The organism is Zhongshania sp. (genome assembly GCF_041623545.1).
Taxonomy (GTDB): domain Bacteria; phylum Pseudomonadota; class Gammaproteobacteria; order Pseudomonadales; family Spongiibacteraceae; genus Spongiibacter.
In genome coordinates this window covers 1-14,022 of sequence record NZ_JBFJWS010000061.1, presented here as the reverse complement: position 1 = coordinate 14,022, position 14,022 = coordinate 1, and the positions used below count along the sequence as shown (strand labels likewise).

Genomic DNA, 14,022 nt, shown 5'->3' with positions numbered 1-14,022 from the left:
GATGTCAGCCAGTTCCGCCAAGGGTGATTCCGGGTTGGTTATGGTGATTAGGGTCACTTTGCTTTGCTTCGCTAATTCGGCAATTTCGATCATAGCGCCAGTGCGGCCCGTCACCGAAAACATCAAAAAGCAGTCTTGCGAGGAGGCGCCAGCGGCAGCCATTCGCATCATCAAGTGGTCATCGTAGGCTACGGTGGGAATACCTAGACGAAATAATTTATGTTGCGCGTCTTTGGCGATAGCGGCAGCGCCGCCCATGCCGGCAATAATGATTTGCCGTGCACCGCTCATGGCCTTAACGGCCTCATCAATGGATCGGGCGTCTAGGTGGCTGCGTAAATATTCCAGCGCGGCTTGGTTGGCATTAATGCGTTTTTCGATAACGGTATGGGCAGTGTCGCCTTTTGATACCGCTTCACTAATGAAACTGGCGCGGTGCGCAAGTGCTTTCGCAAGCTGTACTTTAAGTTCAGGAAAGCTATTGCAGCCGACGCTGCGACAAAAGCGCGAGATCATTGGATCGCTCACGCCCGCGCGGCTAGCAAGTTCTGCGGTTGCCATATTCATCGCCTCGTCCGGGGCCGCTAAAATCTCATCGGCGACCTTGGCCTCCGCTTTGCTGAGCTGATCACGCTGAACTTTAATTAGATGCAGAATGTTCATTGTTTATATTCCGATTTCAGTGGGCAGAGCAGATAAATAGGCCAAGGAGCGCAGCATTACCTGAAATTCTAATGTTTTCAACAAGCTGGTGATCTTATCCGGAGCTTAAGGGTATCTATATTACATGCACTGTAATTTTATTACATTAAAATGGTTTTAATTGTCTTTATGTGGTGTTATCTTGTAATTAAATAACATTTACACGATAGATAAAGGTATTGGCTATGAAGATCCGCGCTGCAATCAATGGTTATGGCCGCATAGGTAGAAATATCCTTCGCGCACTCTATGAGTCTGCTTACCGAGAGTCTATTGAATTGGTCGCTATTAATGACCTTGCTGACAATGCCACAAACGCCCATTTGACACGCTATGATTCTGTGCACGGCCGTTTCAGCGGCAAGGTGGAGAGTGTCGAAGGTGGCTTAATTGTAAACGGTGATCGAATACTTACCTTTGCTGAGCGGGATCCCGCCAAATTGCCGTGGGACGATCTCGAAATTGATGTGGTTTTTGAATGTACCGGCCTCTTTACCTCTCGGGACAAAGCCGCTGCACATATTCTCGCTGGCGCTCGCAAGGTTATTGTATCGGCACCTGCCAGCGGCGTGGACGCGACCGTGGTTTTCGGTGTAAACCAACAAGTGCTGAATGCGCACAGCGAGGTGATCTCTAATGCGTCATGCACAACAAATTGCCTCGCACCTGTTGCCAAGGTACTTAACGATGGTCTAGGTATTGAACTGGGCTCCATGACCACTATTCACGCCTTTACCAATGACCAGAAGTTGCATGATGTATATCACGCAGATCTTTATCGGGCGCGCGCGGCAGGCCAGTCAATGATCCCGTCTAAAACAGGCGCTGCACAGGCGGTTGGTTTAGTCCTTCCGGAACTGGCCGGTAAGTTGGACGGCATGGCGGTGCGAGTGCCAACGATTAATGTGTCGCTGGTTGATTTTAATTTTCTGGCGAGCCGCGATACTTCAATTGAAGAGGTCAATGGCCTTATCAAGGCGGCGGCCGACGGCCCGATGTCGGGTATTTTGATGTACAACGATGAGCCTCTGGTATCGATAGATTTTAACCACCAACCCGCTTCGTCAATATTTGATTCATTGCAAACCCGCGTAAATGGCCGATTGGTGAAAGTCATGGCGTGGTATGACAATGAATGGGGTTTCTCTAATCGAATGTTGGATAACTGCCTCGCGTTAATGGCTGTGGCTAAACCCATCGTAAACGGCAAAGGAAGTCACGCTGCATGATCCGCCGTACCAAGATTGTTGCCACTCTGGGACCAGCTACCGATGGCGAAGGCGTGCTTGAAAAATTAATACTCGCTGGTGCCAATGTGCTTAGGCTTAATTTTTCCCACGGCTGCCCAGCTGACCACCGCCGTCGCGCCGAAGCGGTTCGGGCGCTGGCAAAGCAACATCGTCGCAGTGTTGCCGTACTTGGTGATTTGCAGGGACCTAAAGTGCGTATCTCGCGTTTTGCCGCCGGACCAGTAGAGCTAGAGAACGGACAGGTCTTTGTTTTGGATGCGAATCTGGCGAGTGAGGGTGGCAGTATTGACGGGGTAGGCCTTGATTACACTAGTCTGCCTGACGAGGTTGCTATCGGCGATCGCCTACTTCTAGATGACGGTCGCCTCGTGCTAGAAGTTGAGCAAAAACTCTGCTCGAAGATTATAACGCGGGTCATCGTGGGTGGTTGCTTGTCAAATAACAAAGGCATTAATTTAGAGGGCGGTGGCCTTGCTGCTAGCGCACTGACGGAAAAGGATTTTGCCGATATTCTCCTTGCGGCTGAAATCGATGTGGACTATCTCGCGGTGTCCTTTGTGCGCAGTCCCGATGACTTGCATCGCGCCCGCAAGGCGCTTATTGATGCGGGTGGCAAAGCGGGCATTGTCAGTAAAATTGAGCGCGCTGAAGCCGTTGCCGACCTCGAGTTGTTAGACGATATTATTCGCGCCTCAGATGTGGTGATGGTTGCCCGTGGTGACCTAGGGGTCGAAATTGGAGATGCAGCCTTAATCGGTGTGCAGAAGTATTTGATCAAGCGCAGCCGCGCATTACAGAAAGTAGTGATCACCGCAACACAAATGATGGAGAGTATGATTGACAGCCCGTTGCCGACTCGCGCCGAAGTATTCGATGTGGCTAATGCGGTTCTGGATGGTAGCGACGCGGTGATGCTCTCTGGTGAAACCGCGGCGGGACGCTTTCCGGTTGAGGCAGTTACGGCGATGGATCGAGTTATTCTTGGCGCTGAAAAACATCCGGACTCGCGGGTGTCGTCGCACCGCTTGCATGAAAATTTTGTCGCGGCCGACGAATCGGTTGCGATGGGCGCGATGTATATCGCCAATCATATGCAGGGCGTTACCGCGATCATTAGCTTAACGGAAACTGGCAATACGCCATTATTAATGACGCGCATTTTTTCCGATATTCCGGTATTTGCGTTTACGCCTAGCGCAAAAACTGAAAGTCGGGTGGCCTTGTATCGCAACGTGATACCCATAAGCTACCAAGTTGCCGATGTTCCTGCAGATAAAATAAACGAGAGCGTGGTTTCTGAACTGTTGCGTCGCGGTTTAGTTACTAAGGGTGATTGGGTGATCCTCTCAAAAGGGGATTACAACAATGTTCACGGTGGTACCAATACCATTAAGATTGTCAATGTGGGTGACCGCTTGGGCTAGGGAGGTCCAGTGCTGTCTGTCAGGTCTGTTGTCTCACATTTTTATATCGCGCCTATGGCGCGATTTTTTTATTTTTCATATTCGCTTTTTAGGTGGCGATCTAGCCAAATAATTAATGCCTTTGTAATCAAAATATTTGGCTTATATTGAGAGAATCCACTGCTGGCGATATTGACATACTTTTCTAGCGGCAAGGCATTCTCGTAGTTCTGCGGGCCTCATTTAAAATTTTTATGATAAAATGCGTTTTTTTGGCGGAACATGCTAAGCAGCTGGCAAGGGGAGTATAGCTGAGCAGGTTTAGCCATGTTTGTCGCAGCAAATACCCTTGGGTGCATTTCTGCAATTATAGATTGATGCTATTTTAACCTTAAATGTATTAGTGAGCGCTTATGAGTATTGATGATCAAAAAGTCGGTGAAGTAATTCGTCGCGAAGTAATGGGTAGTGCCCATGTTGACACCTCATTGGGTAATGCCACAGCATTTGATATGCCGCTGCAGGAGGCGGCGATGGAGCACGCCTGGGGTGGGGTTTGGACGCGTGATGGTCTAGATCGCAAAACCCGTAGTATTGTCACGGTGTCCATGCTGATTGCGCTGCAAGCACATGGTGAGCTTAAAGGTCATGTGCGCGGTGCGCTGAATAATGGCGTTAGCCCAGAAGAAATCCGCGAAATTATCATGCACGCGGCGGCCTATTGCGGCTATCCAGCGGCCTTGTCGGCCATGCGTGTGGCCAAGGAAGTCGTTGAGAGTTACGAGAAGTAATTGTGTCGGCTGATTAAAGGCGGTCATTTGTTTGTGAGTTTGACCGTCTTTGCTGTGTGGCTAGGTGTTAAAATTTAGGCCCAAATTAATTGGCTAAACTCAATTAATAAGCTTGATAGCCAGTTGCGATGTAATAAAGCAGATCAAGAAAAACATGATCATGGCGGATACGCCAGCAAAAATGATTGGCATGGGCTTGGTTTCGGCGAGATCCATTAGTTTTTTGCGGCCGGATTTATTTTGGAGCGCAAATAGCAAGGACAGGCCCTGCTTGAACGTTTCAAAGGCGCTGAGAGGTTTGTTCTCGGGAGTTGTGTTCGTGTCGTTCTGATTCATGATGGACGTTCTCTCTTTTGCGATCGCACGTGAGGTCAGCGGTCGTCTATTGCTGTTCAGACAATAGACGGAAGCTTTCGTTATCTTACGCTGATGTTTTGCGTCTGACTGTCTTTTGCTGCGGTATTGGCTATCTGGCGCAATAAATATCCGTCGATGGGCCGGATTATATCAGCGCCTTAATAGCATAAGTCAATCGGGTGCCAAGGTTAAATCGGCCCTTAGTTTTCGAGATGCTGCATAGAAGCATAGCGCAGCTAAAACCATGATTGGCGGTACTATGCACAGTAGTGCCATGCCTAAAGCGGATGTTCCCAGGCTTGGCGTGAGTAAATCACTGAGAATGCCGACGCTCCACGGACCTAAACCCAGGCCAATAAAGTTAATAATAAAAAAGAGCACGGCGGATGCTGTTGCTCGCATGCTCAAACCAACTAAGCCGTGAGTCATGGCGATAACATTGCCGAGATAGCTGTTCATAATAATCCCGGGAATGATAAAGCAGATTAGCGCCATATATTTTCCGTCAACGGTAAATGCGGCGGCGGCGAAGGGAATGCCAATTAGTAAGGCAATCATTGGTGTCCACATATACCAGCGCTTGTCGTTTCTACCGAGCTGATCGGAAATATATCCGCAAGAAATCATCCCGATTGCGCCACCCAAGCCGAGTATAACGGCAAGCCATGTGCCTAGTTCGCCGGTACTCATGCCGTGGCTGCGAATCATAAACGATGCAGTCCAGTTCGCGGTAGCATAGCCAACAAAGGCGTTTAGAGCTGCGCCCATGGAGAGGTAGCGAAACGAAGGGCGATTCCAGAGTACTGAAAGTACTTCAGTAAGTGATGGCTGGGTAGCGCTTGCTGTTCTTGCTTCTGATTGGCCTCGCTTGGGTTCTGACAGAGTAAATCTAACAATGATGGCAAGAAAGATACCGGGCAATCCAACCACGACAAACGCCACCCGCCAGCCGAAAAATTCGTTTAGCCAGCCACCGAGTAAAAAGCCGAAGAGAATACCAATACTGACGCCAGAAGAGTAAAGCCCCATTGCCGTCGCCCGTTTTTGCGGCGGAAAAATATCAGAAATTATGGAATGTGACGGTGGGCTTCCCCCAGCTTCGCCGATACCAACGCCAATTCGAGCAATCAAGAGTTGCACGAAGTTTTGCGCAAGGCCGCTAATGCTGGTCATGAAACTCCAGATAAATACCGCCAGCGCGACAATATTGCGCCGGTTTGAACGATCGGCTAAACGAGCAATTGGAATGCCTGCAGTGACATAAAATGCGGCAAAAGCGAATCCCGTTAGCAAGCCCAAATGAGAGTCTGTTAAGTCTAAATCGACTTTAATTGACTCCTGAAGAATGGCAAGTAATTGCCGATCAATAAAATTAAAACTATAAACAATTGTTAGTACGCCTAGGGCGTAGTAAGACGCACTAGATGGTTTTGATGCTGACAACTTAGCGTTGTCAGTGGCTTTGTGGTCAGTATTCATATCTATTGTTTCCGGCTATTTATTGTTATGCGAAGCTATCGAGTGCGCCCTTGTCGCAGTTTTAATGCGGATAAGGTCTGGCTGTACTCGGTCTGGCAAGAATTCTCGGAAATTCAACAGCAAGCAGAGATCCCTAGGTTTGGTTTAAACTCTACTAGGGATCTCGTCTTATTTGTAAGGCATGTTTTTAGCGAGTGCGTCGTTCACCCGCTCCTAGCCTACTTTATTTTGATGGATTGATTAGGAATTTTTTCCCGGTTGCTTGCTGGCTATATTCGGCAACGATATCTTTGTCTAATGCGTCGGTGAGGGAAATCTCGTCACTGTAGTGGCTGGCAAAAGTAGTTCGTAATTCATTGGCGACACGCTTGCGCAGTTCCATTGTTTTCTCCATGCCGACTTTTTGCATAAAGGGGGTGAGTAGCCAAGCGTTAATGCCCCAGCTAAAGCCAAAATTTCTGCTAACAATGGTAGGTGACATATCTAAGCCGCCGTAGATATAGAGCTGCTTAAATGTAGTGGAGCCATAAGGGCCGGGTAGCTCAACACCTTTTAATGCGGCTTGTTCCATGCAGCTTAAAATGCGGCTGCCTAGGTCGCCGCCGCCGGTGGCATCAAAGGCGATGTACGCCCCAGTTTCTTCAATGGCTGCAGTGAGATCGCTCATAAAACTGTCATCACTGGAATTGCAGATATACTTCGCACCTTGCGATTTTAATAGCTCGACCTGTTCTTTCTTGCGCACAATGTTGATCAGGTCGATGCCGTCATCTAGGCAAATGCGGTTGAGCATTTGGCCTAAATTCGAGGCGGCGGCAGTATGAATAATAGCTTTGTGGCCTTCCATTCGCATGGTTTCGACGAAGCCCAGTGAGGTAAGTGGGTTTACAAAGCAAGACGCCGCTTCGCGCGCGGTCGTGCCTTCGTTTAGCGCCATACACTGCATGACATTGACGGTTCGGTACTGGCAATACAGGGCGCCATCTAAAACGGCGACCGTTTTCCCAAGTAATGCCTGTGCGGCTTCGCTGCTGCCTGCTTTTACAACGGTGCCGGCGCCTTCGTTACCGATGGGCAGGGGCTTGCCAATTCTGGGCTTTACGCGGCTTTCGATACCTTTACGTAATTTTGCGGTATACACCGTGTCGGCGCCGGTTCCCGTTGTTTCGCCGCTTGTCACGTCAGCGGGCATGATAAGAGTAGCTTGGTCAGAGGGGTTAATTGGTGTTGCTTCAATGCGCACCACCACCTCATTTTCGCCGGGCTCCTTAATCGGTGTCGACTGCAGAAGTAGCTTGAGGTGGCCATCGTCAGTGACAAGTGACCGTAACTGTAGACCTGAGGTTGGCGTTTCCGTGTTCATAGCTTCTTTTCCTTTGCGGCGTTTGGGTTCGGCGTGTCATTTTCTTGCTAACTATAGCGTGTTAGCAGTGATTACTTCTATAGGTGTGCCATTTTCGCGCGAGGAAGGTCATGCCCTTGCTCAGCCGTCCTAGTGGGGCGGTCTGAGCTTGGTGCAGCGGCTAAGATCTAGATGCCAGTCTACTTTAGCGGGGCTGCAGCTGGGCGGGCATCGTCTTAAAGGCGTGGATCGAGTTGGAGCGAATAAAGCGGGGCGTCTCTACGAGTTCGATGCTGGCGAAATGCTTGAAAAACTCCTCGAAGAAGATTCTGGCCTCCATTCGCGCTAAGTTTGCTCCAAGACAGAGATGGATACCGTGGCCGAAGGCCATGTGGGGGTTGTGTTCCCGCTCGATGTTGAACTGCATTGGCTGGTCAAAAACCGCTTCGTCAAAGTTCGCTGAGCTATAGAGCATCACCACTTTATCGCCCGCTTTAATCGCCGTGCCGGCAATTTCGGTGTCGCAGGTGGCAGTGCGGCGGAAGTAGTGCAGTGGGCAGGTCCAGCGCAGCATTTCCTCTACCGCGCCAGGCAGTTTCTCTGGCTGGGCTTCGAGCGTGCGATACAGTTCGGGCTGTTGCAGGAGTTGGTACATGCCCGAGCTGATCAAGCCGCGAGTGGTTTCATTGCCCGCGACCGCAATTTGCACGAATAAGCTAGCGAACTCCGCTTCGGAGATCAGCTCGCCGTCGACTTGCTGATTAATCAGCAGAGAAATTAGGTCGTCGCCGTCCTTGCCTTTACGCTCGCAGGCCAGTTCAAAGCCGTAGGTTCCCATTTCGATACTGGCCTGTAGGACTTCTTCCTCGGTGCCGCCTAAGTCTGGGTCAGAGGATGAGGTCTGCATATCTGACCAGCGGCGGATCTGCGGCCACATGTCCCGGGGGATCTCCATGAGTTCGCAGATGACCGCGGTGGGCAGGTCCCCAGCCAAATCGTCGACAAAATCCACCGTGTCGCGGCTTTGGGCAGCGCGCATAATCTCTTGGGCTATGGCGCGTATTTGTGGCTCAAGTGCCTTGAGTCGGCTCGATGTAAAGCGCGTAATTACGGCGCGGCGGGGCTTTGCGTGACGCGGTGGGTCCATACCCAGTAACTGGTTGCGGGCCATCTCTAGGGTGCTGTCTGGCAGGTCGTCAATTAACACAAAACCCTGTTCGGCAGAGAAAGTCTTGAAGTCTCGTGACACCGCCATAACGTCGGCATGCCGGCTAACTACCCAGTAGCTGCTGCCGTCAGGATGTGGGTGGCGATACACCGGTGCATTTTCGCGCAGCCACTGAAACTGCTGGTGGGGAATGCCATTGAGATAGCTGTCGGGGCTGTATACATCAATATTCATCTTATTCCACCAATACCTTAGGCGTTGGCAGGCCTTGGGTCTCACACATGGCGAGGTAAAAATCGAGGGTCATCTGCCCATCTACGGCATAAGTGATATTGCCGTCGGCATCCAAATTTAGGTTTGCGCCATACATCTGAAACCACACCCGAGTATTGTCTTCGATACATTGCAGGGTGTGCATCGATCCCGCTGGTTCATAAAGAAAGGAGCCAGCACGGTTAACGTAGTCGTACTCTTTATACTTCCACGCGCCAGAGGTCGTGTAGCCCCAAACCGGGCCGGTGTGTTTATGGGTGTCGACTTCGTAGCCGGCCTTGAAAATATTTTCGATAATCCACAGGCCTTCGCCGCGCTTGACCTGTAGCACTCTCAGTAGGCTGCCATCGCCAATGTCAACGAATGGCAGCTCGTCTGCGCCGATGTGAATGGCTTCGGTAATAGACATGTCTTCTCCTAGTGTATTGGTCTCTGTCGAGTTCTTATTGATTGTTGTATTTAGAATGGGTTCGAGTATGACGAGATGCTAAGGCGAATAACACCTCCGTTTGGAGGAGGCTGGCTGGCAGCGGTGGCCTAGCGCTAGGATGTATCTGGGGTGCCGCACAGGCAAAGGTGCCACGATGCTGTGTATATTTTAGGCGAAGGGTCAGGCCGGTGTGTTCAAACGAAAAAAGGCCGGAGAATTCTCCGGCCTTTGTGGATGTCGCGCCTTATATGGCGCGAAACGGCTTAGGGTTGTTCAGTGGCTGTTTGCTGAGGGCCGAGCAATTCCTCAAGTGCTGCTTGGTAGGCCTCCGGCGCTAAGTCCTCTGGCGGTTGTTCCGCGTAAGCAGCGATAGCGGCATGCACGCGGGCATTAAACTCGCTAATGGTACCGATTTCACTTGTTACCGCAGGGACAATATTGGGTGGTTGACGGTGTTTGGTCGCCTGCTCGTAGTCGTAGGCAATACCAATGCCGGTTCCCTCGTCGAACTGCCGCACAAAGATCTCCATGCCGCGGGGAACACCCACTGATTCATCAAAGCCGACCGGCACAACAATGGAGCCCATTTGTGTGGTTGACCCAAAATCGCAGGTTCTACCGCCCGTGGGGCCGGGTGAGAAAATAAGTGCGTCAACGCTGACTGTGCCACCGTCGGGGCCAATAACAGGGTCGCCGTTAATATCTTTAATAAGGTCCATTTCACCGGTGACATAGGCGCGCATGTCGACTATAGCCTGTAGCTGGGCGGCGGTAGCCGCTTGGTTGGGATCACCGACTGCGGTTAGCGCGATCAGTGCGGCAGTTCTGGGGCCGACGCGGCCTGATTCCACAATCCCTTCCAGTCCGTAGCATTCGTCGTCGCGATCATGGGCAGATTCTTCGCCGTCGAGGGCAACCGCCGTACTGCTTACGCAGCGACGTGCACTGGTGCCACCTTCCGACTCAAATACGGCAAAATACTCGTTCATATCGTAATGGCTGGAGCCCGCGCTAAGTGATCTGTAGTTTGGGAGGTAGATGTTGTAAACGTTGGCACCTAACGCTTCCATTTTGGCGACGGCCTCAGCAATCAGTTCGCCCTGGCGGCCGGTGCCCGTGGCACCGGTATTACCGCCGAGGTTGCGCACCACACCAATATTGCGGCCTGCTAGACCATGTAAATCACGGTCTAAGAACTGTGCGTAAGTCTCTGGGCGGTCTTCGGCCGGAAATGCCGCGGCTTTCGGGTCTCTTGGGTCATACTTGCCCATGGCCGTCAGCATCAGCGCGGAGTCGGTTACCGACCGAGTCATTGGTCCGCCGGTATCGCGACTGTGGGCCAGTGGGAAAATACCGTGCTGAGAGACAACGCCCAAGCTTGGCCGAATCCCGACTAGGCCGCCGACAGAAGACGGGTGGCGAATCGACTGACAGGTATCCGAGCCCGTACCACCCAAGGCAAAGTTTGCGGCTAAGGAGGCGCCAGTGCCCGAGGAGGAACCCGCTGGGCTCTCCGAGGTATTGTAGGGGTTGCTTACCTGAATTGCCCGGGCAGAAAAACCGGTGGTGAAGTAAGCGAATTCATCTTGGTTTGCTTTGCCTAAGATTAATGCGCCCGCCTCACGCAGGCCTTGCACGGAGTTAGCGTCAACCCCAGCTTGGTGGCCTAGCATTGAATAGGACCCCTGCGTCGATGGGTAATCAAAGGTGTCGTAATTATCCTTTAGCAGCACTGGCATGCAGTGCAGATAGCGGTCGCCAATGCCGCCATCGCTGGCATACAGTGCATCTAAGGCCTGTGCTTGGGCGATTGCGTTGGGCATTATCGCTAACACACCAAAAATAGGCAGGCCGCCGTTCGGCTGAGGATTGTCGTTGTAGGCTAAAATGCGATCGATGTATTGCTGGGTAATGGCAACACAATTTAACGCTTCGCCATTTTCATCGACCAGTTCGCCCGCCAAGGCGGCGTGGACATCTGCCATTGTTGCTTCAACGAGTTGAAATAGGTCGTCGCGAACTCCGTCGTTGTCGTCGTCGATATCTGCATTGTCACCAATGCCATCGCCATCGGCGTCGGCCGTCTCAGTGCTGTCGTTAGGGAAGGCGTCACTGTTGTCGCCCACGCCGTCGCCGTCTGAATCGCTGGTTTCAGACGCATCTTCAGGAAAGGCATCAGCATTGTCGCCCACGCCATCACCGTCGGTGTCGGCAGTTTCTGAGGCGTCATTGGGGAAGGCATCTTGGCTGTCTGACACACCGTCGCTATCCGAGTCGGCCAGCAGCGGATCTGTGCCTTGTGCCTGTTCGTCTGCGTCACTTAGGCCATCGTTGTCATCGTCTGCGTCGGCATTATTGCCAGTGCCGTCGCCGTCAGTATCAAGCGACTCTGAATCATCTTCGGGGAAGGCGTCAGCGTTGTCGCCAACACCATCATTGTCGGTATCTTTGGTTTCAGCTGGGTCCGTCGGAAACGCGTCGCTATTGTCACCAACGCCGTCGGCGTCAGTATCAGCTGATTCGGTGGGGTCAGTGGGAAAGGCGTCCTGACTGTCGGACACGCCGTCGCTATCCGAATCTGCGCGGAGTGGGTCGGTGCCACGGGATTGCTCATCGGCGTCACTTAGGCCGTCATTGTCGTCGTCATCATCTGCATTGTTGCCAATGCCATCGGAATCGGTATCCACAGATTCAGTGGCGTCCTTGGGATAGGCATCCTCGCTGTCGGAGACTCCGTCGCTATCAGTATCTGGGCGCAGCGGGTCGGTCCCTAGGGATTGTTCATCGGCATCACTTAAGCCGTCATTGTCGTCGTCTTCGTCGGCATTGTTCCCTATACCATCACCGTCGGTGTCTAGGCTTTCTGAATCATCGCTAGGAAACGCGTCGTCACCGTCGGCAACGCCATCTGCGTCGGAATCCACTAGTAAGGGGTCTGAACCGTTCTCGACTTCCTCGCTGTCGAGGACGCCGTCATTGTCGTCGTCGAGGTCACAGACGTCGCCACGGGCGTCGCTGTCGGTATCAAGCTGATCTGGGTTGGCGACGGCAGGGCAGTTGTCCTGGCCATTTTTAATGCCGTCTTGGTCGCTATCTTGCTCTGCTTCGTCCAGCGCGCAACCATCTGCGTCAACCGCTAGGCCAAAGGCGGTTTCTGGGCAGGCGTCCACGGCGTCGTTTACGCCGTCACTGTCGGTGTCGGCGCCGCCGTCAAAATCGAATGTGCCGTCAGCGAGATCTTTTCGGGTTTTCTCAAGATGGTCTCCAGCATCTAACGCTGATACTAATACGCGGTCGTCATCATTCGCATCCTGTGCGAATAGGCTCGCTTCGGATGAATCAAATACAGTGGGGTCTACATCAAAATCGCTGAGTGAGACATCCAGCGCCAATGCCTTGTCGATGACCAGTTGCGACAGGCTGATGCCGTTATCCGGATTTTGGTCTTCATCTAAAGTCAGAAGTAAGCGCGCAACATTGGTCTTGGCGTTGCCTGAGCTCAATAGGTCATCCAGTGTCACTATCGACTTGCCGAGCCCGGAGCCAATTTTAAGCGACCCTAAGTAGAATGAGACCGTTTGTCCCTCAAGGTAGTCAAAGTTACCCGTCGCATCTGTTTGTGGCAATTCAGAAATTGTGGTCGTATTTGGGGCGGTTGAATAAAAAATGCCCTTAACTGGGGAATCTATGAATTTCCCAGCGGTGGCTGGGCCAAAATCATTGCCCCCATCTGGGCTGTTAGGGCTGGAACTCGCACCACTGCTGCCACCTCCACAGGCGGCTAAGAAAACACTCAAACCACTAACAATTAATATATGTCGCATTTATATACTCCGTTACAGCTAGATACGGTGTCGAAATTCAGCAATAGCTAACAGCAATTTCAAGAAGTACTAGTCTTGCAGTTTCTGTGCCACAGGCTTTGGCGTGAGACGAATATTGCTGCTTGGAATAAATAATCCGTTGGATTTAGCGGTATAAGGAAAATACGTGAAGGGTGTGGGAATTGTAAAGGCGGCCATTTATTAGCCTGAATATTTGTAAATCCACGCTAGTGCGCCGCCTTGCTTGCCTTTATGCAGTGTGTCATTGCAGTAGAAAATAATATCGGCCCTATTGTTTCCTCGTGCTTGCGCGTATTGATTGTTATTTGATAGAACGAATAGGTTCGCGAAACTCGGCAGGCTGGAAAGTTTGTACACCCTCAGAACTGACTCAATGATTGAGGGCTTGGGTTTTGGCAAGAAACTTTTCTGACTGCTCAATGCCTGTTTCGAGTGCCTGCTGTCCATTTGTGTTGTTTATTGCTTCCCAGTTGGCAATAACGTGTTCTGGGGTGCATTTGTCCGTGGGCAGCCAAATGCCGTCGGTCTCGAAAGTTTCTGAACTTGAGAATCCACCGCCGTCGGCGCAAAGTATGCTGTGATTTGGGCAACGACTTCTTGGGATGCCGCCGTTATCGCGATCAGACCGGAGAGGGCGATGTCATTGTGGAAGCGTGGTATCTATACGGTATGGCGCACAATTACCCCTACGGTCACCCAGAAGGAAACTATACCGACCCTGCTGGCCCTGATGTGACCACCGCCGGCTATCAATTTTTTTCTGACATTGCTGCTCGCGCAAAGCAGTGAACTGAGATAAAACGTAAACCTCAGGCTAGAGCCCGCAATTTGAGTTTTGTTTGCATAGTTAATGGGGCTGTTGGCAAGGTGAGAACCGAATGATTGCTGAGCAATCGCACTTGCTATCGGTAAATGGCCTGGTTTTATTTATATTTGAGCTTGTGAGCGGGGTCATTATTCAAAAATTGAAAACACGCTAATG

At 51.5% G+C, this 14,022-nt stretch carries 11 protein-coding genes; 4 read left to right on the top strand and 7 right to left on the bottom strand.

The features are described 5' to 3' along the window. Positions 1 to 663 (bottom strand): SIS domain-containing protein (locus ABYT30_RS08355; protein WP_373095982.1); only part of this gene is annotated, 663 nt, incomplete at its 3' end. A gap of 224 nt (positions 664 to 887) precedes the next feature. On the opposite strand from ABYT30_RS08355, the gene gap reads away from it, so the two are divergent. From gap to ABYT30_RS08340, 3 genes are all read left to right on the top strand, one after another. Next, positions 888 to 1,931 carry a type I glyceraldehyde-3-phosphate dehydrogenase gene (gene gap, locus ABYT30_RS08350; protein ID WP_373081016.1) on the top strand — a complete coding sequence of 348 codons (1,044 nt, stop codon included), beginning with the start codon at positions 888 to 890 and terminating at the stop codon, positions 1,929 to 1,931. Then, the gene (gene pyk / locus ABYT30_RS08345; protein WP_373095980.1) at positions 1,928 to 3,376 is read left to right on the top strand and encodes a pyruvate kinase; all 1,449 of its coding nucleotides are present in this window, start codon (positions 1,928 to 1,930) and stop codon (positions 3,374 to 3,376) included. The genes gap and pyk overlap by 4 nt, the downstream gene beginning before the upstream one ends. Before the next feature lie 392 nt (positions 3,377 to 3,768). Beyond that, positions 3,769 to 4,146 (top strand): carboxymuconolactone decarboxylase family protein, encoded by a 378-nt coding sequence (locus ABYT30_RS08340; protein WP_373081012.1) that lies wholly within the window; start codon positions 3,769 to 3,771, stop codon positions 4,144 to 4,146. Positions 4,147 to 4,245: 99 nt separating this feature from the next. Here the strand turns inward: ABYT30_RS08340 and ABYT30_RS08335 are convergent, their stop codons facing one another. From ABYT30_RS08335 to ABYT30_RS08310, 6 genes are all read right to left on the bottom strand, one after another. After that, complete coding sequence (locus ABYT30_RS08335; protein ID WP_373081011.1) at positions 4,246 to 4,482, bottom strand: hypothetical protein; 237 nt, start codon at positions 4,480 to 4,482, stop codon at positions 4,246 to 4,248. Between the two features lie 192 nt (positions 4,483 to 4,674). Next, positions 4,675 to 5,982: a spinster family MFS transporter gene (locus ABYT30_RS08330; protein ID WP_373095978.1), complete on the bottom strand. Its 1,308-nt coding sequence runs from the start codon at positions 5,980 to 5,982 to the stop codon at positions 4,675 to 4,677. A 223-nt stretch (positions 5,983 to 6,205) separates the two neighbouring features. Further along, entirely contained in the window at positions 6,206 to 7,345 is a 1,140-nt protein-coding gene (locus ABYT30_RS08325; protein ID WP_373095977.1) for a zinc-binding dehydrogenase, read from the bottom strand. Positions 7,346 to 7,529: 184 nt separating this feature from the next. After that, positions 7,530 to 8,726 (bottom strand): cytochrome P450, encoded by a 1,197-nt coding sequence (locus ABYT30_RS08320; protein ID WP_373095975.1) that lies wholly within the window; start codon positions 8,724 to 8,726, stop codon positions 7,530 to 7,532. 1 nt (position 8,727) lies between these two features. After that, a complete protein-coding gene (locus tag ABYT30_RS08315; RefSeq protein WP_373095973.1) occupies positions 8,728 to 9,174 on the bottom strand; it encodes a 2,4'-dihydroxyacetophenone dioxygenase family protein in 447 nt (148 codons plus the stop codon). A gap of 284 nt (positions 9,175 to 9,458) precedes the next feature. After that, complete coding sequence (locus ABYT30_RS08310) at positions 9,459 to 13,019, bottom strand: amidase family protein (RefSeq protein WP_373095971.1); 3,561 nt, start codon at positions 13,017 to 13,019, stop codon at positions 9,459 to 9,461. Positions 13,020 to 13,637: 618 nt separating this feature from the next. Here ABYT30_RS08310 and ABYT30_RS08305 point away from each other — a divergent pair. Then, the gene (locus ABYT30_RS08305) at positions 13,638 to 13,829 is read left to right on the top strand and encodes a hypothetical protein (RefSeq protein ID WP_373095969.1); all 192 of its coding nucleotides are present in this window, start codon (positions 13,638 to 13,640) and stop codon (positions 13,827 to 13,829) included. Positions 13,830 to 14,022 lie beyond the last annotated feature (193 nt).

What these genes read in the sequence shown, in the direction of transcription:
- gap (WP_373081016.1), top strand. Translation starts at nt 888, where the DNA reads ATGAAGATCCGCGCTGCAATCAATGGTTATGGCCGCATAGGTAGAAAT.
- pyk (WP_373095980.1), top strand. Translation starts at nt 1,928, where the DNA reads ATGATCCGCCGTACCAAGATTGTTGCCACTCTGGGACCAGCTACCGAT.
- ABYT30_RS08340 (WP_373081012.1), top strand. Translation starts at nt 3,769, where the DNA reads ATGAGTATTGATGATCAAAAAGTCGGTGAAGTAATTCGTCGCGAAGTA.
- ABYT30_RS08335 (WP_373081011.1), bottom strand. Translation starts at nt 4,482, where the DNA reads ATGAATCAGAACGACACGAACACAACTCCCGAGAACAAACCTCTCAGC.
- ABYT30_RS08330 (WP_373095978.1), bottom strand. Translation starts at nt 5,982, where the DNA reads ATGAATACTGACCACAAAGCCACTGACAACGCTAAGTTGTCAGCATCA.
- ABYT30_RS08325 (WP_373095977.1), bottom strand. Translation starts at nt 7,345, where the DNA reads ATGAACACGGAAACGCCAACCTCAGGTCTACAGTTACGGTCACTTGTC.
- ABYT30_RS08320 (WP_373095975.1), bottom strand. Translation starts at nt 8,726, where the DNA reads ATGAATATTGATGTATACAGCCCCGACAGCTATCTCAATGGCATTCCC.
- ABYT30_RS08315 (WP_373095973.1), bottom strand. Translation starts at nt 9,174, where the DNA reads ATGTCTATTACCGAAGCCATTCACATCGGCGCAGACGAGCTGCCATTC.
- ABYT30_RS08310 (WP_373095971.1), bottom strand. Translation starts at nt 13,019, where the DNA reads ATGCGACATATATTAATTGTTAGTGGTTTGAGTGTTTTCTTAGCCGCC.